This window comes from Nonomuraea sp. NPDC050451, assembly GCF_044458585.1.
In genome coordinates this window covers 47,024-64,761 of sequence record NZ_JBITHZ010000024.1, presented here as the reverse complement: position 1 = coordinate 64,761, position 17,738 = coordinate 47,024, and the positions used below count along the sequence as shown (strand labels likewise).

Below are 17,738 nucleotides of genomic sequence, written 5' to 3'. Positions count from 1 at the left end.
TTTCCTTGCTCAAGAGCCGCTCATCTCGGGCGGTAGGAAACGTGTTCCGGAGTTGAGGAGTGGGGATGGCCGACGTCATCTTCGTCGCCCTGACGATCGCGATCTTCGTGATCTTCGGGCTGGTGGTCAAGGCGGTGGAACGGCTGTGAGTGCCGTCAACGCCACCGGTCTCGTCGTGGTCGCCGGGCTGGTGATCTTCATGGTCGTGGCACTGCTGTTCCCGGAGCGCTTCTGATGAGCACGACCGTCGCGGGGATGATCTTCATCGTCTCCCTGATCGCCGCTCTGGCCCTGGTGCACAAGCCGCTGGGCGACTACATGCACCGGGTCTACACGAGCGCCAGGCACAACGCCGTCGAGCGCCTGATCTACCGGCTGCTCGGCGTGCGCGCGGACGCCGAGCAGAGCTGGGCCGTCTACGCGCGCAGCCTGCTGGCGTTCTCGCTGATCTCGGTCCTGTTCGTGTACGCCGTGCAGCGGCTGCAGGACAAGCTGCCGCTCAGCGTCGGGATGAAGCCGGTCACCGACCACATCGCCTGGAACACGGCGGTCAGCTTCGTCACCAACACCAACTGGCAGGCCTATTCCGGCGAGTCCACGATGGGCCACCTGACCCAGATGGCCGCGCTGGCGGTGCAGAACTTCGTGTCGGCGTCGGTGGGCATGGCCGTGGCCATCGCCCTGGTGCGCGGGTTCGCCCGGCGCACCTCCGACACGATCGGCAACTTCTGGGTGGACCTGGTCCGCGGTTCGCTCCGGATCCTGCTGCCGATCGCCTTCGTCGGCGCCCTCGTCCTGGTGGCCGGCGGGCTGATCCAGAACCTCTCCGGCCCGCACGAGGTCACCACGCTGACCGGCGGCACCCAGTCGATCACCGGCGGCCCGGTCGCCTCGCAGGAGGTCATCAAGGAGCTGGGCACCAACGGCGGCGGCTTCTACAACGCCAACTCGGCCCACCCCTTCGAGAACGCCACCACCTGGACGAACTGGTTCGAGATCTTCCTGATCCTGGTGATCCCGTTCACGCTGACGCGCACCTTCGGCAAGATGGTCGGGCAGGTCAGGCAGGGGTATGCGATCCTCGCCGTGATGGGCGTGATCGCGCTGGCCAGCGTGCTGCTCACCAACGTCTTCGAGCTGGGCGGGCACGCGACCGTGCCGCAGGCCGTCGGGGCGGCGATGGAGGGCAAGGAGGTCCGCTTCGGCGTCTCCAACTCCGCCACCTTCGCCGCCGCCACCACGCTGACGAGCACCGGCGCCGTGAACTCCTTCCACGACTCCTTCACGCCGTTCGGCGGCATGATGACGCTGTTCAACATGATGCTGGGCGAGGTCGCGCCCGGCGGCGTCGGCTCGGGACTGTACGGCATGCTGATCCTGGCCGTGATCACGGTGTTCGTGGCCGGGTTGATGGTCGGCCGCACCCCCGAATACCTGGGCAAGAAGATCAGCTCGCGCGAGATCAAGCTGGCCTCGCTGTACTTCCTGGTCACGCCGGTGCTGGTACTGGTCGGCACCGCGTTCGCGATGGGCTCGGCCCAGCAGCGGGCGAGCATGCTGAACTCGGGCCCGCACGGCCTGTCCGAGGTGCTGTACGCGTTCACCAGCGCCTCCAACAACAACGGGTCCGCCTTCGCCGGGATCACCGTCAACACGCCCTGGTACGACGTGGCGCTCGGCCTGTGCATGGCCTTCGGCCGGTTCCTGCCGATCATCCTGGTGCTGGCGCTGGCCGGTTCGCTGGCCGCCCAGGCGCCGGTCCCCGAGAGCGCCGGCACGCTGCCGACGCACCGGCCGCAGTTCGTCGGCATGGTCGTCGGCGTGACGATCATCCTGGTCGCCCTCACCTTCCTCCCGGCGCTCGCGCTCGGCCCCATCGCAGAAGGACTGTCCTGACATGTCATCCCCCGCGCTCAAGGCAGCGCAGCGGAACGGCCGCGTGGGCGGCGGTCTGCTCGACCCGGAACAGATGCTGAAGTCGCTGCCGGACGCGTTGAAGAAGCTCAACCCGGCCACGCTGTGGCGCAACCCGGTGATGCTCATCGTCGAGATCGGCGCCCTGTTCACCACCGTCCTGGCGATCCTCGACCCGTCGTTCTTCGCCTGGGCCATCGTGGTCTGGCTCTGGCTGACCGCCGTCTTCGCCAACCTGGCCGAGGCCGTCGCCGAGGGGCGCGGCAAGGCACAGGCGGCCACGTTGCGCAAGGCCAAGACCGACACCCAGGCCCGCCGCCTCAAGAGCCGCACGTCCACGGAGTGGGACGTGGTCGGCGCGCCCGAGCTGCGGCAGGGCGACTTCGTGATCGTCGAGGCCGGGGAGACCATCCCCGGCGACGGCGACGTGGTCGAGGGCATCGCCTCGGTGGACGAGTCGGCCATCACCGGCGAGTCCGCCCCGGTGATCCGCGAGTCCGGCGGCGACCGCTCGGCGGTCACCGGCGGCACCAGGGTGCTGTCCGACCGGATCGTCGTCCAGATCACCCAGAAGCCCGGCGAGAGCTTCATCGACCGCATGATCGCCCTGGTCGAGGGGGCGAACCGGCAGAAGACGCCGAACGAGATCGCCCTCAACATCCTGCTGGCGGCCCTGACGGTCATCTTCCTCGTGGCCACCGTCACCATGCAGCCGCTGGCCATCTACTCCAAGCTCACCAACCCGGGCGTGCCGGACTCCCTCGCCTTGAACGCCGACGGCGTCACCGGCGTGGTGCTGGTCTCGCTGCTGGTGTGCCTGATCCCGACCACCATCGGCGCGCTGCTGTCGGCCATCGGCATCGCGGGCATGGACCGCCTGGTCCAGCGCAACGTGCTGGCGATGAGCGGGCGCGCGGTGGAGGCCGCCGGGGATGTGTCCACGCTGCTGCTGGACAAGACCGGCACGATCACCCTGGGCAACCGGCAGGCGTCGGAGTTCGTCCCCGTCGCCGGTGTCACCGAGGCCGAGCTGGCGGAGGCCGCGCAGCTGTCCAGCCTGGCCGACGAGACCCCCGAGGGCCGCTCGATCGTGGTCTTCGCCAAGCAGCGCCACGGCCTGCGCGAGCGGGAGATCCACGGCGCCGAGTGGGTGCAGTTCACCGCCCAGACCCGCATGTCCGGGGTCAACCTGGGCGAGCGCCAGGTCCGCAAGGGCGCGGCGACCGCGGTGATGAAGTGGGTCCGCGATCAGGGCGGCCACCCCACCGACGAGGTCGGGCACATCGTGGACGGCATCTCCGGCTCCGGCGGCACCCCGCTGGTCGTCGCGGAGAAGGGCCGCGTGCTCGGGGTCATCCACCTCAAGGACGTGGTCAAGCAGGGCATGCGCGAACGCTTCGACGAGATGCGCCGCATGGGCATCCGCACCGTCATGATCACCGGCGACAACCCGCTGACCGCCAAGGCCATCGCGGACGAGGCCGGCGTGGACGACTTCCTGGCCGAGGCCACCCCCGAGGACAAGCTCGCCCTGATCAGGAAGGAGCAGCAGGGCGGCCGCCTGGTCGCGATGACCGGCGACGGCACCAACGACGCCCCCGCCCTGGCCCAGTCGGACGTCGGCGTGGCGATGAACACCGGCACCTCGGCCGCCAAGGAGGCCGGGAACATGGTGGACCTCGACTCCAACCCGACCAAGCTGATCGAGATCGTCGAGATCGGCAAGCAACTGCTCATCACCCGCGGCGCGCTGACCACGTTCTCCATCGCCAACGACATCGCGAAGTACTTCGCGATCATCCCGGCCATGTTCGCGGCCGTCTACCCGGGCCTGGACGCCCTGAACGTCATGCGCCTGGCCAGCCCGCAGTCGGCGATCCTGTCCGCGGTCGTGTTCAACGCCCTGATCATCATCGCGCTGATCCCGCTGGCGCTGCGCGGCGTCCGGTACCGGCCTTCCAGCGCCTCCAAGCTGCTGTCGCGCAACCTCTACGTCTACGGCCTGGGCGGCATCGTCGCGCCGTTCGCCGGCATCAAGATCATCGACCTGTTCATCCAGTTCCTTCCGGGGATGTCGTAATGGACCGTCTACCCAGCTGGCTCCGCCAGCATCTGGCCGCGATCCGTGCGGTCGTCGTCCTGACCGTGCTGCTCGGCCTGATCTATCCGCTGGCCACCACCGGGATCGCTCAGGCGCTGTTCAACGGCAAGGCGAACGGCTCGATCGTGCAGGCCGGCGGCAAGGACGTGGGCAGCGCGATCATCGGCCAGTCCTTCACCGACGCCGACGGCAAGGCGGTGAAGAAGTACTTCCAGTCCCGCCCGTCGGCCGCCGGCGACGGCTACGACCCGACCTCGACCGGAGCCAGCAACCTCGGCCCCGAGGACGTCGTCGACGTGCTGCCGGTGCCCGGCGCCGAGGGGAAACAGTCGCTGCTGACCCGGGTGTGCGCCCGGTCCAGGGCGGTCGGCGAGCTGGAGGGCGTCAGCGGCGCCCGCCCGTACTGCACCGCCGACGGCGTTGGCGCGGTGCTGAAGGTCTTCCCCGACCGGGCGGTCAGCGTCAACCAGGCCTGCCCCGCCGCCCCCTTCGTCGCCAGCTACCAGGGGCTGAAGGTGGAGTGCGCCAAGCCCGGCGAGGACTACGCCGCGGGCCGGACCGTGCCCGTGCGCGGCGCGGTGAGCCGGGTGCCGGTGCCCCCGGACGCGGTGACCGCGAGCGGCTCCGGCCTCGACCCGCACATCTCGCTCGCCTACGCCGAGCTCCAGGCCCCCCGCGTGGCCAGGGAACGCGGCCTGCCCCTCGACAGGGTCAGGGCGCTCATCGACGGGAACACCACCGGCCGGGCGCTCGGCTTCATGGGCGAACCCGCCGTCGACGTGCTCGAACTCAACCTGGCGCTGGACCGGTCATGAGCCGGGGCCGCCTGCGGGTCTACCTCGGGGCGGCGCCCGGGGTTGGCAAGACGTACGCGATGCTCGGCGAGGGCCGTCGCGGCATGGAACGCGGCCGGGACGTGGTCGTGGGTTTCGTCGAGACCCACGGCCGCCCCCGGACCTCGGCCCTGCTGGAGGGCATGGAGGTGATCCCGCGCAGGACGATGACGCATCGGGGCGCGACGTTCACCGAGCTCGACGCCGACGCGGTGATCGCCCGCGCCCCCAGGGTGGCGCTGATCGACGAGCTGGCCCACACCAACGTGCCCGGCTCCAGGAACGTCAAGCGCTGGCAGGACATCGACGACATCCTGGACGCCGGGATCGACGTCATCTCGACGGTGAACATCCAGCACCTGGAGTCCGTCAACGACGTCGTCCAGGAGATCACCGGCGTCCCGCAGCGCGAGACCGTCCCCGACGAGGTGGTGCGCCGCGCCGACCAGGTCGAGCTGGTCGACATGTCACCGGAGGCGCTGCGCCGCCGCATGGCCCACGGCAACGTCTACGCCCCCGCCAAGGTCGACGCCGCGCTGTCGAACTACTTCCGCGTCGGCAACCTCACCGCGCTGCGCGAACTCGCCCTGCTGTGGGTCGCAGGGAAGGTCGACGACCAGCTCGACCGCTACCGCGCCGAGCACGGCATCGCCACCACCTGGGAGGCACGCGAGCGGGTCGTGGTGGCCCTGACCGGCGGCCCCGAGGGCGACACGCTGGTACGCCGGGCGGCCCGCATCGCCGCCCGCACCAAGGGCGCCGACCTGCTGGCCGTCCACGTCACCAGCGCCGACGGGCTGACCGGGGCCGACCCGGCCGGCCTGGCCCGCCAGCGGACGCTGGTCGAGAGCATGGGCGGCACCTACCACCAGGTCGTCGGCGACGACATCCCCCAGGCGCTGCTCGACTTCGCCCGCGGCGTCAACGCCACCCAGCTGGTCCTCGGAGCGTCGAGGAGAGGCCGGTTCGCCCAGATCTTCTCCCGGGGCGTCGGCGTGGAGACCACGGCGCGGTCGGGCTCCATCGACGTCCACATGATCACTCACGACGAGGTCAACAAGGGCCGTCGCCGACCGGCCCGCTCGCGGGCCGCGCTCACCAGAAAGCGCCGTCTGACAGGCTGGGCGCTGGCGGTGGCCGGGATGCCGCTGCTCACCTTCCTGCTCTCGCCCTTCAGGGACGTGCTGTCGCTGCCCAGCGAGATCCTGTTCTTCCTCTGCCTGACCGTCGGGGTCGCGCTGGCCGGTGGCATGTGGCCGGCCATCACCGCGGCCATCGGGGGATCGCTGCTGCTCAACTGGTACTTCACGCCGCCGATCGGCGAGTTCACCATCAACGATCCGGAGAACCTGTTCGCGCTGGTGGTGTTCGTGCTGGTCGCGGCGGCGGTCAGCACGATCGTGGACATCGCCGCCCGCCGTACCAGGCAGGCCGCCCGCGCGAGCGCGGACGCCGAGCTGCTGTCCACGCTGGCCGGGCACGTGCTGCGCGGCGAGGCCGCGGTGCCGTCCCTGATGGAGCGGATGCGCGAGACGTTCGGCTTCACCTCGGTGACCCTGCTGGAACGCCGGCCTGAGGCCGGCCGCACCCCCGACCACCGGTCGGACCCGGACGCCTGGCGGATCGTGGCCACCTCCGGCGGCGCCCCGTCCACCTGCCCGGGGCAGTCCGACACCGACGTGGTCATCGACGACGACATGATCCTCGCCGCCAAGGGCGGGCCGATGGACGCCGCCGACCGTACGGTGCTGGAGTCGTTCGCCGCGGAGGCCGCCGTCGCGCTGCGGCAGGAGCGCCTCCAGGAGGCGGCGGAGCGGGCCCGCCCGCTGGCCGAGGCCGACAGGATGCGTACGGCGCTGCTCGCCGCCGTCAGCCACGACCTGCGTACGCCGCTCGCCTCGGCCAAGGCGGCGGTGGAGAGCCTGGACAACACCGACGTGGACTGGAGCGACCACGACCGCGCCGAGCTGGTCGACACCGCGAAGGAGTCGCTGGACAAGCTGGGCCGCCTGGTGGCGAACCTCCTGGACATGAGCCGCCTGCAGGCCGGCGTGCTCGGCCTGACCCCGGAGCCCGTCGCGCTCGAGGAGGTCGTCCCCCGCGCGGTCGACGACCTCGGGCCGGTGCGCGAGCGCATCGAAGGGGACGTCTCCATCGAGCTGCCGGAGATCGTCGCCGACCCCGCCCTGCTGGAACGCGTCCTGGTCAACCTCATGTCGAACGCGGTCCGCTACAGCCCGCCGGACGAGCCGGTGCTGGTCACCGCGAGCCGGCACGGGGACCTCGTCGAGATCCGCGTCATCGACCGCGGCCCCGGCATCCCGCCCGAGGCGCACGACCGCGTCTTCCAGCCGTTCCAGCGGCTCGGCGACCGCGACAACCACTCGGGCGTCGGCCTCGGGCTGGCGCTCTCCCGCGGCCTGACCGAGGCGATGGGCGGCACCCTCGTACCGGAAGAGACACCAGGGGGAGGCCTCACCATGATCCTGACCATGCCCGTCTCGTCAAGGACGGTGCCGGCATGACCCGCATCCTCGTCGTCGACGACGAGCCCCAGATCCTGCGCGCGCTCCGCATCAACCTCGTCGCCCGCCACTACGACGTGGACGTCGCCGCCGACGGCGCCGCGGCCCTGCGCATGGCCGTCGACATGCCGCCGGACCTGGTCATCCTCGACCTGGGCCTGCCCGACCTGGACGGCATCGACGTCATCCACGGCCTGCGCGGCTGGACCGCCATCCCGATCATCGTGCTGTCCGGGCGGGCCGGGAACCAGGACAAGATCGAGGCCCTGGACGCGGGCGCCGACGACTACGTCACCAAGCCCTTCGGCATCGACGAGCTGCTGGCCAGGGTGCGCGCCGTCACCCGGCGCACGGCCATCCAGGAGGCGGAGTCGGCCCGCATCCAGCTCGGCGACCACGTGGTCGACCTGGCCGGCAAGACCGTCACCGGCGACGTACGCCTGACCCCGACCGAGTGGCAGATCCTGGAGATGCTGCTGCGCCATCCCGGCAAGCTGATCAGCCAGCGGCACATCCTCACCGAGGTGTGGGGCGCCAAGTTCGTCAAGGAGACGCACTACCTGCGCCAGTACATGGCCCAGCTGCGCCGCAAGCTCGAACGCGACCCGGCCCACCCCGCCCACCTGATCACCGAGCCCGGAATGGGCTACCGCTTCAAACCGTGATTCGGCGTCCTGGCGTGGATGTCAGAGCCTTGATTGTTCGTCCCCGTCAGGGTGGGCACGTGCGCCTCGACCCTGCGGTTGTTCCGCACGGCCTCGGGCAAGCGGACGGCGGTCGCGTTCTCCTCGGCGCTCAAGCCGGCCAACGTCCTCGGGGCGGACCAGCCGTGGGCGCTGCTCACCGCCCCGGCTCTGCACTCCATGATCGCCGGGCTCGACATCATCGGCATCGTCATCGACCCGGCGCGCACGATGACGCGGCCTGCGAAGCGCGTGGCCTGACCGGCCGCCGGGTCACCCTCGACCTCACCGGCCATCGCGGTTTCCAGCGGTGCGCCGGGACGTGGGGTTGTGACTTCCCGTGCGTGAATAACGCGTCAACGGCTGTAGCGAGTGCGTAGTAATGCCGTAGAAGATATCGCCCCCGCGGGCCCGGGCGGGTTTTATGAAATTGCTCCCACAGAAAGGATGGTCGATGCGCGGGCGTCCTGTGGAGATGCTGCTTCCGGCCGGGTTCGTGTGGGCGGTCGGCGCTTGCGTCGTCGCCTCGCTGGCCTTCTCCGAGGCCACGGCGCGCGTCATCGTCATGGCGGTGGCGGTCGGCGTGTTCGGCGTCTGGGTGCGGCGCTATTTCGCCGCACTGGCGACGGGCGCGATGTCGTGGTGTTTCGCGACGGGCTTTCTGGCGCATTCCGAAGGCCAATTGGCCTTCGGGGTCGACGACCTGCTCCGGCTGGCCTCGTTCACCGCCGTGGCGCTCGTGGGCTGCGCCTGGGGGTACGTGTGCGGCGCCCGCCGCCGCCACCGCCTGATGCGGGCGGACCCCCGTCGTACTCCCGTGATCCTCGGGCGACTACACGGGCGCCCCGAGGAGCTGCCGCACGAGGCGCAGTGAAGGTTCACACCTTCTCGACCGTCTCCTGGATGCCCTTCAGGACGGCGTTCAGACGAGAGGGCCGAGGTACGTGCCGCCGGACACGTCGATGGTCTGGCCGGTCACCCACCGGCCCTGCGGCCCCGCCAGGAAGCCGACGACGTCGGCGACGTCCTCCGGCTCGCCGAGCCGCCCGAGCGCGGTGATCGACTCCAGCGCGGCCACCACCTCGGGGATCGAGGTGTAGCCCGCGGTCATGTCGGTACGCACCGCGCCGGGCGCGACCGTGTTCACCGTGATCCCGCGCCCGCCGAGCTCGTTGGCCAGGGTCGGGGCCATCGACTCGAGCGCCGCCTTGCTGATGGTGTAGGCGATCTGCGTGGTGACCGCGAACCGGCTGGCCGTCGAGCCCATGTTGACGATGCGGCCGCCGTCGTTCAGCAGCGGCAGCGCGCGCTGGATCACGAAGAACGGCGTGCTGACGTTGATCGCCAGCACCCTGTCCAGCTCCTCCGGGGTGACCTGCGAGATCGGCTTGGCCGAGCTGATGCCCGCGTTGTTGACCAGGACGTCCAGCCCTCGCCCCGCGAGCCCGGCGGTCAGTCCCTCGAACAGCTGGTCCACCGCGCCCGCCTCGCCGAACCGGGCGCGGACGGTGAACGCCTGACCGCCCGCTTCCTCGATCCGCGCCACGGTCTCCTTGGCCGCCTCGTCGTTCCCGCCGTAGTGGACGGCGACCAGAGCGCCCTTGGCGGCCAGCCGCAGCGCCACCGCCCGCCCGATGCCCCGCGAACCACCCGTGACCAGCGCCGTCCTGCCTGCCAGAACGCCCATCTTCAGCTCCTTGCCAGCGGCCGGTCCTCGGTGCGGATCCGGCGATGGCTCAACCCTGGTGGCAGCGCCTCACCCCGTACTCACCGCCCGCTCACCGCGTCTCACCGGCGTTGCCAGCCCAGGTAGCCGCCGTCGAGGGCGCGGGCCGCGTAGCCGTGCTCGCTCAGGACGCGTACCGCCTCCGAGGACACCGCGCAGTACGGCCCGCCGCAGTACGCCACGATCTCCATCTCGCCGGGCAGCTCGTCCAGGCGTTCGCGCAACTCGTCCATGGGCAGGGAGATCGCCCCCGGCACGTGCCCGGCCGCGTAGTCGGCGGCCGGGCGCACGTCCACGATCAGCGTGCCGGGATCGGCCAGGCGGGAGGCCAACTCGTCGGCGGTCACGCCCTCAAGGGGTCCGAGCCGCGCCCGTACGGCGTCGCGCAGCTCGGCCAGCCGCTCCTCTGCGAACCCCCGCAACTCCGCCAGGAACCGCGACACCCGCTCGTCCGCCAGCCGGTAGTAGACCCGCTGGCCCTCCTTCCTGCTGGTCACCAGGTGGACGGCACGCAACTGCTGGAGCTGGGCGGAGGTGTTCTTGAGCGCCACCCCCGCCGCCTGGGCCAGCTCCTCGACCGTGTGCTCGCGCTGGCCGAGCACGTCCAGCAGGCGCAGCCGCACCGGGCTGGCCAGGGCCTTGCCGATGCGGGCCAGCTGCTGGTAGATCGGCTCCTCCGGGGACTCGGACATCAGACCATGTACTGGTCGTGGCGCAGGAACAGCTCCGTCCACTCCTCGGGACTGAGCTGGCGCCCGGTGTTGGAGATCTCGGCGAGCTCCTCGAAGTACGCCTCGCGGGGCGCGCCCGGGGTGAAGAGGATCAGCATCGAGGCAGGCTCGCCCGATTCGTTGCGGAAGGCGTGCACGCCGCCCTCGGGCACGTACAGGAAGTCGCCGGGCTTCCCCTCGGCCCACTTCTCGCCGTTGTAGAGCCTGATGGTGCCGGACAACACGTAGAACGATTCGGTCATCGTGCGGTGGAAGTGCGCGCCGGGACCGGACGGGCGCGGGCCCATCTCCCACCGGTACAGCCCGAACGCGCCATTCGTCGAGCCGCCCGTGCCGAGGTAGTGCACCTGCGTGCCGCTGGCCATCGACAGGTCAGGCGGGGTGTCCGCCGTGCGCAGGACGCCGCTGTGCTCGCCGGCCTCTGCCAGGTACCGGGGCTCGGGATAAGACATGTCCACTCCTTCTGATGTTCTAAGGAATCTTAGAATAACGTCCACTCCCGGCCAGGGGATCACGATTTGGCGAAGCGCGCCGTTCCTCAGCGATCACGATCACTAGGTTCTGATCGAGCGCGGGGAGAGGAGCAGCGACGATGCCGCTCGATCTCACCGCGCTGCATGAGGCGGAGCTCCTGCGCGGCGCGCTCCGCGGGTCATGGCCACCGGGCACATGGGCCCTGGCGTGGGAGACCGGCGAGCGGCCCACGGCCTTCCAGGTGTGCCCGGCCCGGCACGACGGCCCGGTCCGGGCGGTGGCTGAGGGCGAGTTCGGGGGCCGTACGTTCGTGGCCAGCGGTGGCGACGACCACGTGGTACGGCTGCGCGACGCGTCCGACCAGTCGGGGCCGGACCTGGAGGGCCTTACGGCGAGCGTCCGCGCCTTGGCGTTCGGCGTGGTGGACGGACGCCCGGTGCTGGCCGGCGGCGATCACGACGGCATGATCCGTACGTGGGACCCGCTCACCGGAGCGCGCGGGTTCGCCCGCGCCATGACCCCCGGCCACCCGGCGCGACAACGAAGTGGATCTCTGGAACCCGCTGACCGGCCGCCACCTCCAGGTGTTCGACGTGGACGACACCGGTGGGGGCCTGGCCATGGGCCGGATCGCCGATCGCGACGTGCTCGCCGTCGGCAGCGGCAGGTACGTGCACCTGTGGGACACCGCCGCCTGGGAACGCCGCGATTGGATACCGCACACCTCGACCGTCACCTGCCTGAGCCTGATCGAGCACGGAGACCGGGTCCTGCTGGTGACCGGGACCGAGGACGGCACGGTGACCCTCTGGGACGCCGCCTCCCAGCGCCGCCTCGCCGTCTTGGGCGCGTTCGCCCGCCCGGTCCGCTCCGTCGCCGCGACGACCATCCGGGGGAGCCCGCACGTGTACGGCCAGTCCCACTACGGCCGCGTCCTCGCCTGGCGAGTCGCCGCCCCCTAGCGGTCAGTCTTCGTCTTCTTCGTCGATCAGGTGCTGCGCCCATTCCGGGACCTCGTCCAGGTTGTTGCCGGAGGCGTCCAGCTCCTCCAGCGCGCTCAGGCCCGCCAGGCTTTCCGGCAGGTCCCACAGCTCGTTGTCCGCGACGTCCAGGCGCGTCAGCGCCGACAGGTCGCCGAGGGAGGCTGGGAGGCTTTCCAGGAGGTTCCCGTGGAGGTCGAGAAGCGTGAGGAACGGATATTCGCAGAGCCATTCGGGAATCACGGTGATGTGGTTGTCGCTCAGGTCGAGCACATTGAGCGAGCCGAAGCTCCGCAGGCAGGGCGGGACGGATTTGAAGGCGTTCCCGGCCAGATAGAGCTCTCGCAGGGAAACGAGGCTCGCGAGCGGGTCAGGAAGGCTACGGAGCCGGTTTCCGGTCAGGTTGAGCTCATGCAAGGAGCCCAGCTCTCCCAGCCAAGCCGGGACTTCCGCGAGCCGGTTGAAAGGTAAGCGCAGCCGGGTGAGGCCGGTCAGCTCCCTCACGGACTCCGGAACCCGTTCGAGCCGGAGATTCGTGAGATCCAACGATTCGGCATTCTCCGTCAGCGCCTGGGCGATGCGCTGCTCGACGGCGGGGTTCGTGCTCACCAGTAGACCAGGGTAGCTTCGATCTTGCTCTCGCCCTGGCGGGTCAGCAGGACGTACATCACTCGTCCGTCGATGGACTTCATGGCCCCGCCGGAGCAGTCCCAGCCTTTGCACGCCTGGTCGCCGGGTGGAACCTCGGACCATCCTGCCGCGTAAAACCCTTCAAGAGCTTCTTTCTTGGTCCCGGAGAATACGTCGAGATCGACCGATCCACCCTCTGCGGAGTCGCACGAGTCGGAGGCGTATACGTTGCTGACACTGCCCTTGGGAAACAGGTCGCGGGTGGCTCTCAGCAAGGCCTCGTTATCCTTCTTCGCCGCAGCGACGCAGTGCTCCCGTGACTTGTTCCCCTGTTCTACCATTCTGTCCAAGGCCGAGTTGAAGAGCAGCATTCCTGCGGTCACAGCGACGGTGATCACGGCAAGTGTCAAGAGAGAGGCGTACACCGCGCGTCGAGTTTTGTCGCCCAAGGATGATTTCCTCTTTCCGCTCTCGATGTCCTTCCCCATCGACAGCATGCCAGCCGGAACGGCCGGCCGGGCGATCTCGGTAAGGTCGCTGACTTATGCACACCCGACGTCGGAGGATTCCGTGGGCACATGGGCCGCTTACCTCGCATGTCAAGCATCGAGCGACGCCGTGAAAGTCCTTCCCGCAGGCGATGCCTGGGGTCCGGATCGATGGGAGGGAGCGGTTGCCCCAGGATGGTCGGTCGCTGAGACGGAGATTCTGGCGGTCGGCGATCCTGAAGCCGTCTTGGCGCGGACGAGCGGGCCCGCGCTGTTGGCCTTTGTATTGGACAGCGACCTTGCGCACGTGATGGGGGCGGCCGATGGCGAGACTCGCTGGGAGCTGTATCTCAATGAGCACTGCGCCGAGGCGTACGACGCTCCGCTGCCCGAAGTCGCCTGTGCCCAGAACGCCGACCTTCACCAGGAAATAGCTGTCTGGATCAAGGCTGCCACCGGCAACGTCGTGTCACCAGAGCGAATCCGGAAGGTCATCTCCACCCAACGCGTCCTCGCCGATGACGCCCTGCGCTCCCTGCTGTACGTCTGTGGCATCGTCACCGAGCACATGTCGTTCGGCGACGACCTCCCCGACCTATGACGCCCGCGGCCGCCGGCGAACTCCGGTCGGCCCGCCCAGGCTGCCGCCGGAAAAGCGGGAGCGGAGGGCGGGCATCACGTGGGCTGGCCGGTGGGGCGCACGACGACCGTGTTCACGTCCACGCCTTCGGGCTGGGCCAGCGCCCAGGCGACGGCGTCGGCGATGTTGTCAGCGGTGAGCAGCGGCCCGGCGGGGCGGCCGTCCGGCCAGAACGAGGTGTCCACGCGACCGGGCGCGACCAGCGTCACGCCGACGCCGTCGCCGGTCACGAGCATGCGGGTGTTCTCGGCGAGCGCGGTCACCGCCCACTTCGTCACCGAGTACATGTTGCCCGGCGAGTGGATGAACCCGGCGACGCTGCCGACCAGCACGATCCGCCCGCGGCTCTCCCGCAGCGCGGGCAACGCCGCCTTCACGAGCAGGGCGGGGCCGAGCACGTTGGTGAGGACCATGTCCCGCAGCCGGTCCGGGTCGGTCTCGGTGAGCGGGCCGTGGGTGGAGAAGCCGGCATTGGCGACAACGTGGTCGAGCCTGCCGTACTCCTTGACGGTCGCCGCCACGGCATCCTGTACGGCGTCGTAGTCGGTGGCGTCCCCCGGCAGGCGTAACACGCCAGGCACCTGGGCGAGCCTGGCCTCGTCGCGGCCGGTGACGGCAACCGCCTGGCCGTCGGCGACCAACCGCTTGGCGAGCGCGAGCCCGATCCCACTCGCGCCGCCGGTGATCAGCGTTGTCTTCACGGCGACACCGTAGGGTGCATAGCCCACCAGCAGCCAATAAATCCGCTGATGGCTGCCCAGACCGAAACCGATGACGTACGACGCCCCCAGCAGTCCGGTGCGAGCTAATGTGACGGCAGGTCCGCCAGGGCAGGCTGGGACATCGTGCGTCGCTCTGCCGGGAAGAGCCGGTAGACCGTGTCACGGAGCGCCTCGTCCCGTACGGAGACAATGAACTCCTCGGGGGTGCTCCCGCACAGCCGGCGCAGCTCGGGCGACTCGTCCAGGAGGCACTGGATCAGCGCCCGCTGATCCGCGAGCCGTCTGGCCTCGCCGGTCTCGTCCACCAGACACCCATGCCTGCCGACATAGACGAAGCAGGACGGGAGCGGGCCTCCGGAGTCGAGCGTCACGGGATGGCGCTCGGCGGGCAGGCGGCGACGCCAGTAGTTCGGCTCGGTGAGGTCGAGCACGGCCAGCTCGCGTTCGTCGAGCCAGAGCACGAAGAGCCGCGAGGTCTCGCCCGGGGCCTCCACCGGCACGGCCGGCACGTAGCCCCACCGGTTGACGTGCGCGGAGACGCCCGGAGCGAGGCCGTCCACGTCGGCGAGCGTCATGGGGACGACCGGCGGGATCCCGCGGCCAGCGAACTTGCGGCGCAGCTGACCGGGCGAGGCGTTGGAGCCCACGGCGACGACCGGGTGGCGCTCCGACATAGGGGAGCGGCCGAGGCGCGCCAGGAGCTCGCCCAGCGTCTCGTCTCCGGCCTGCCAGTCGTCCGCCGGGGCGGACTCCTCTAAGCGCAACTGCAGGTACGCGCCGTCCATCAGCATGCCGGAGGTGGCAGGGGTGCGTCCCGGGTAGGTCAGCGGCTGCGTCATGGGGTCGCCGTGGAAAAGGTCCACGGCCTCGGCCACGGTCATGAAGCATCGAGTTCGTAGACGAGCGTGTGCCGGTCTCCCGGTGCGACCGTGACCATCACGCGCACCGGCCTGCCTTCGGCGTCGTAGCCGGTGCGCATGTGCTCGGCCACCGGCGTGCCCGCAGGTAGCCCGAGTCGGGCGGACTCGTCCTTGGTGGGCATCCGGACCTGGATCTCGTCCACCAGCCGTCGCTGAGGGTGACCGATGGACGCGAGCAGGCCACCGGGGGCGCTCACGTTCTTCGGCTGCATCAGCGCCGTCCCTCTGGCAAGGTCCTCCGGGAAGTAGCTGTCGGCCACCTGGAAGGGAACGTCGTCCACGTACCGCACCCTGCGCCGGACCACCACGATGTCCTTCTCGGCGTCGAGCCTGAGGCGTTCGGCCACCGTTTTCGGCGGGATCTCCAGGCCGACGCTCACTTCCTGCAGGGGGACGCGGCCCTGGTCCTGGACCTCGGCCGCCCACGCGTCCGCGTCGGCACTGTGGCTCGCCCGGTGCTCGAAGTGGGAGAGGCGCCAGCGCAGGCGCGTCTGTGAGCGCACGGTACGGCCGCGGCCTCGCCCACTGCTGAGCAGCCCCTCGTTGGTGAGCTGCTGCAACGCCTGTCGCACCGTCTGACGCGACACGCCATGTCTCTCTGCCAATTCCTGCTCTGGCGGCACCGTGTCCCCTGGTGCCAGTTCGCCTCGCTCTATCGACGTGCGCAGGGTGTCCGCGACGCGTTCGTACAGCGCGCGAGGGTCGGATCCGGCGGGCACTTGAATTCTCCTTGGACGACTTGTACGTACTCACCGTACCAAGAGACCCTATGGTGACCGCAAAATGACAGAGCGTAGGGATGCTGAAAGCTAAAGCACCTCTCAGGCGGATGTCTCAAGCCAGGCGACGATGCTGCGCACGTACCCCTCGACGTTCGTCAGCGGACGGCCGTCAAGGATCCCGACGAGATGCCCGACCCCGAATGGGGCGTCGTAGGCGCGGGCGCGCCGGTAGGTCTCGGCGTCCACGGCCATCCTGATGGTGTCCCAGCCGCGCCAGGCCATCAGGGCCGCGTCGATGGCGGAGTCGAACAGGTGGGCCTGGTCCCAGTCGAGGACGCCGATCAACTTGCCGTCCCGGCCCCAGTGCACGTTGGTGCCGCCCAGGTCGCCATGGACCACCGCATCCGATACGGCTTCCAGGGCCGATGCGGCCTCCAGACGCCGGCGGCACTCATCCCGCCACCTGTCCGGCAGATGCGGCACCACCTGCCCGGCCAGAACCTCGGCCCAGCCCTTCTCCCTGGGTGCGTTGAGCAGTTGCCGCAGGCGCGGCGTGACGGGGACCTCGCGCACGGCACGTAGCAACTTTCCGATCTGATCCGGGTCGCCCTGCCCCTCGGGCTGCGCCTCCCCGTCGATCCACGAAACGGCGACCGTCGCGTACCGGCGAACCGGGTCACGGGTGTGAGCGGCTCCGGCACCGCGAAGGGCAGCCCGGCGTCGGCGATCTCCCGCAACACCTCCATGCGGCGCGGCATCGCCTCCGCCGACGACGGCCGCTTGCTCACTCGTACAGCCGCTGTTCCTGGGATGAGTCCGATTGCCCTCGGTGACCCGGGCGGAGTCGAGGGAGTGGCCGGGGAGGAGGGCGTCGGCAATCTCCAGCAGTTCGCCGGCGGGCACCCGCCCTTCAGCGAAGTCCAGCCCGCGCTCACGGCAGAAACCCGTCGTACCCCCTCGGACCCGGTCCGCCTTTTGAGCTGTTCGAGGGTGCAGTCGCAGTAGTACGCCCGCCCGGCCGCTTCCCGGTGTCGCGTGGCGTTGTCGGACTGGAAGTATGGACCCTCGAAGGACGGATCGGCAGTGCTGATCCCGATCGCCGCCAGGGCGTCAATGAGGCCCTGGGTTCACTCCGGCCGGTTACGCGCTGTGTCGGTGTCTTCACTGCGGAGCACGAACTTACCCCCGGATTGTCGTGCCACGGCCCAGTCGTACAGAGCCGACCGCGCCCCACCCACGTGGAACATCCCAGTAGGAGAAGGAGCGAAACGCACACGAACCGAAGAAGCTGACACGCCGCACAACTCCACCGATCAGACTGCCAGGAGCCCGGCAATTTTCTGCTGCCGAGCGGGCGGGATGCCGTCGTCCTGTTCCGGCCGGGCCGCCTCTGGGTTCCTGGCTTGCTCAAGGTTTCTTCGCGGGCGCGCCAAGAGGCGTGCCCGCAGGCGGAACCGGCGGTAGGGCAGAGCTGTATGGACATCGACCTGCGCGGCTTGGCCGTCGACGGCAGCAGCGCGGTGACGTAGTCACGGATCGTCCGCCGCGGGGCCCGCGAGACGAGCAGGCCGTCGAACCGCGCCAGATACTCCTCCAGCGGGCCGGGCGCGGGATCGACCGGAAGCCGCTCGGTCATGGCGATCTCCCAG

Annotated in this window: 19 protein-coding genes and 1 pseudogene; 10 read left to right on the top strand and 10 right to left on the bottom strand. The window is 69.9% G+C overall.

All coding sequences use genetic code 11. The features are described 5' to 3' along the window. Positions 1-145 precede the first annotated feature (145 nt). The 8 genes from kdpF to ACIBI9_RS45445 all read left to right on the top strand — a co-directional run bounded on the left by kdpF (position 146) and on the right by ACIBI9_RS45445 (position 8,930). A complete protein-coding gene (gene kdpF, locus ACIBI9_RS45480) occupies positions 146-235 on the top strand; it encodes a K(+)-transporting ATPase subunit F (protein WP_364852056.1) in 90 nt (29 codons plus the stop codon). Beyond that, the gene (kdpA, locus tag ACIBI9_RS45475; protein ID WP_397232335.1) at positions 235-1,896 is read left to right on the top strand and encodes a potassium-transporting ATPase subunit KdpA; all 1,662 of its coding nucleotides are present in this window, start codon (positions 235-237) and stop codon (positions 1,894-1,896) included. Before kdpF ends, kdpA begins: the two co-directional genes overlap by 1 nt. A 1-nt stretch (position 1,897) precedes the next feature. Then, positions 1,898-3,994: a potassium-transporting ATPase subunit KdpB gene (gene kdpB, locus ACIBI9_RS45470; RefSeq protein WP_397232333.1), complete on the top strand. Its 2,097-nt coding sequence runs from the start codon at positions 1,898-1,900 to the stop codon at positions 3,992-3,994. Continuing rightward, entirely contained in the window at positions 3,994-4,830 is an 837-nt protein-coding gene (locus ACIBI9_RS45465) for a potassium-transporting ATPase subunit C (protein WP_397232331.1), read from the top strand. Before kdpB ends, ACIBI9_RS45465 begins: the two co-directional genes overlap by 1 nt. After that, entirely contained in the window at positions 4,827-7,373 is a 2,547-nt protein-coding gene (locus tag ACIBI9_RS45460; RefSeq protein WP_397232329.1) for a DUF4118 domain-containing protein, read from the top strand. The genes ACIBI9_RS45465 and ACIBI9_RS45460 overlap by 4 nt, the downstream gene beginning before the upstream one ends. Further along, a complete protein-coding gene (locus ACIBI9_RS45455) occupies positions 7,370-8,038 on the top strand; it encodes a response regulator (protein WP_397232327.1) in 669 nt (222 codons plus the stop codon). The genes ACIBI9_RS45460 and ACIBI9_RS45455 overlap by 4 nt, the downstream gene beginning before the upstream one ends. A gap of 33 nt (positions 8,039-8,071) precedes the next feature. Then, on the top strand, positions 8,072-8,317 hold the full coding sequence (locus ACIBI9_RS45450) for an SAV_915 family protein (RefSeq protein ID WP_397232325.1): 246 nt from the start codon (positions 8,072-8,074) through the stop codon (positions 8,315-8,317). Positions 8,318-8,510: 193 nt separating this feature from the next. Then, the gene (locus ACIBI9_RS45445; protein ID WP_397232323.1) at positions 8,511-8,930 is read left to right on the top strand and encodes a hypothetical protein; all 420 of its coding nucleotides are present in this window, start codon (positions 8,511-8,513) and stop codon (positions 8,928-8,930) included. A 48-nt stretch (positions 8,931-8,978) separates the two neighbouring features. Here ACIBI9_RS45445 and ACIBI9_RS45440 read toward each other — a convergent pair whose 3' ends face one another. From ACIBI9_RS45440 to ACIBI9_RS45430, 3 genes are all read right to left on the bottom strand, one after another. Then, on the bottom strand, positions 8,979-9,743 hold the full coding sequence (locus ACIBI9_RS45440) for an SDR family oxidoreductase (RefSeq protein ID WP_397232321.1): 765 nt from the start codon (positions 9,741-9,743) through the stop codon (positions 8,979-8,981). Between the two features lie 101 nt (positions 9,744-9,844). Continuing rightward, the gene (locus ACIBI9_RS45435; protein ID WP_397232319.1) at positions 9,845-10,474 is read right to left on the bottom strand and encodes an ArsR/SmtB family transcription factor; all 630 of its coding nucleotides are present in this window, start codon (positions 10,472-10,474) and stop codon (positions 9,845-9,847) included. Next, a complete protein-coding gene (locus ACIBI9_RS45430; protein WP_397232317.1) occupies positions 10,474-10,965 on the bottom strand; it encodes a cupin domain-containing protein in 492 nt (163 codons plus the stop codon). Before ACIBI9_RS45430 ends, ACIBI9_RS45435 begins: the two co-directional genes overlap by 1 nt. A gap of 567 nt (positions 10,966-11,532) precedes the next feature. Between ACIBI9_RS45430 and ACIBI9_RS45425 the strand changes: the two genes are divergently transcribed. Next, positions 11,533-11,949: a WD40 repeat domain-containing protein gene (locus ACIBI9_RS45425; RefSeq protein ID WP_397232315.1), complete on the top strand. Its 417-nt coding sequence runs from the start codon at positions 11,533-11,535 to the stop codon at positions 11,947-11,949. Positions 11,950-11,952: 3 nt separating this feature from the next. Here ACIBI9_RS45425 and ACIBI9_RS45420 read toward each other — a convergent pair whose 3' ends face one another. Beyond that, the gene (locus ACIBI9_RS45420; RefSeq protein ID WP_397232313.1) at positions 11,953-12,576 is read right to left on the bottom strand and encodes a leucine-rich repeat domain-containing protein; all 624 of its coding nucleotides are present in this window, start codon (positions 12,574-12,576) and stop codon (positions 11,953-11,955) included. Continuing rightward, positions 12,573-13,085, bottom strand: coding sequence for a hypothetical protein (locus ACIBI9_RS45415; protein ID WP_397232311.1), 513 nt, complete (start codon positions 13,083-13,085; stop codon positions 12,573-12,575). Before ACIBI9_RS45415 ends, ACIBI9_RS45420 begins: the two co-directional genes overlap by 4 nt. A gap of 130 nt (positions 13,086-13,215) precedes the next feature. On the opposite strand from ACIBI9_RS45415, the gene ACIBI9_RS45410 reads away from it, so the two are divergent. Continuing rightward, on the top strand, positions 13,216-13,686 hold the full coding sequence (locus ACIBI9_RS45410) for a hypothetical protein (protein WP_397232309.1): 471 nt from the start codon (positions 13,216-13,218) through the stop codon (positions 13,684-13,686). 74 nt (positions 13,687-13,760) lie between these two features. On the opposite strand, the gene ACIBI9_RS45405 is transcribed toward ACIBI9_RS45410, so the two are convergent. The 5 genes and pseudogenes from ACIBI9_RS45405 to ACIBI9_RS45385 all read right to left on the bottom strand — a co-directional run. After that, positions 13,761-14,426, bottom strand: coding sequence for an SDR family oxidoreductase (locus ACIBI9_RS45405; protein WP_397232307.1), 666 nt, complete (start codon positions 14,424-14,426; stop codon positions 13,761-13,763). Between the two features lie 104 nt (positions 14,427-14,530). Then, the gene (locus ACIBI9_RS45400; protein WP_397232305.1) at positions 14,531-15,328 is read right to left on the bottom strand and encodes a hypothetical protein; all 798 of its coding nucleotides are present in this window, start codon (positions 15,326-15,328) and stop codon (positions 14,531-14,533) included. After that, on the bottom strand, positions 15,325-16,086 hold the full coding sequence (locus ACIBI9_RS45395; RefSeq protein ID WP_397232303.1) for a GntR family transcriptional regulator: 762 nt from the start codon (positions 16,084-16,086) through the stop codon (positions 15,325-15,327). The genes ACIBI9_RS45400 and ACIBI9_RS45395 overlap by 4 nt, the downstream gene beginning before the upstream one ends. Before the next feature lie 102 nt (positions 16,087-16,188). Beyond that, the gene (locus tag ACIBI9_RS45390) at positions 16,189-16,992 is read right to left on the bottom strand and encodes a phosphotransferase family protein (protein WP_397232550.1); all 804 of its coding nucleotides are present in this window, start codon (positions 16,990-16,992) and stop codon (positions 16,189-16,191) included. Further along, positions 16,993-17,336, bottom strand: a pseudogene (locus ACIBI9_RS45385) (glutamate--tRNA ligase family protein); the annotation flags it as partial. Between the last annotated feature and the right edge of the window lie 402 nt (positions 17,337-17,738).

Coding starts and splice junctions, on each gene's coding strand:
- ACIBI9_RS45440 (WP_397232321.1), bottom strand. CDS start 9,743: ATGGGCGTTCTGGCAGGCAGGACGGCGCTGGTCACGGGTGGTTCGCGG.
- ACIBI9_RS45460 (WP_397232329.1), top strand. CDS start 4,827: ATGAGCCGGGGCCGCCTGCGGGTCTACCTCGGGGCGGCGCCCGGGGTT.
- kdpA (WP_397232335.1), top strand. CDS start 235: ATGAGCACGACCGTCGCGGGGATGATCTTCATCGTCTCCCTGATCGCC.
- ACIBI9_RS45445 (WP_397232323.1), top strand. CDS start 8,511: ATGCGCGGGCGTCCTGTGGAGATGCTGCTTCCGGCCGGGTTCGTGTGG.
- ACIBI9_RS45415 (WP_397232311.1), bottom strand. CDS start 13,085: ATGGGGAAGGACATCGAGAGCGGAAAGAGGAAATCATCCTTGGGCGAC.
- kdpB (WP_397232333.1), top strand. CDS start 1,898: ATGTCATCCCCCGCGCTCAAGGCAGCGCAGCGGAACGGCCGCGTGGGC.
- ACIBI9_RS45455 (WP_397232327.1), top strand. CDS start 7,370: ATGACCCGCATCCTCGTCGTCGACGACGAGCCCCAGATCCTGCGCGCG.
- ACIBI9_RS45400 (WP_397232305.1), bottom strand. CDS start 15,328: ATGACCGTGGCCGAGGCCGTGGACCTTTTCCACGGCGACCCCATGACG.
- ACIBI9_RS45435 (WP_397232319.1), bottom strand. CDS start 10,474: ATGTCCGAGTCCCCGGAGGAGCCGATCTACCAGCAGCTGGCCCGCATC.
- ACIBI9_RS45430 (WP_397232317.1), bottom strand. CDS start 10,965: ATGTCTTATCCCGAGCCCCGGTACCTGGCAGAGGCCGGCGAGCACAGC.
- ACIBI9_RS45465 (WP_397232331.1), top strand. CDS start 3,994: ATGGACCGTCTACCCAGCTGGCTCCGCCAGCATCTGGCCGCGATCCGT.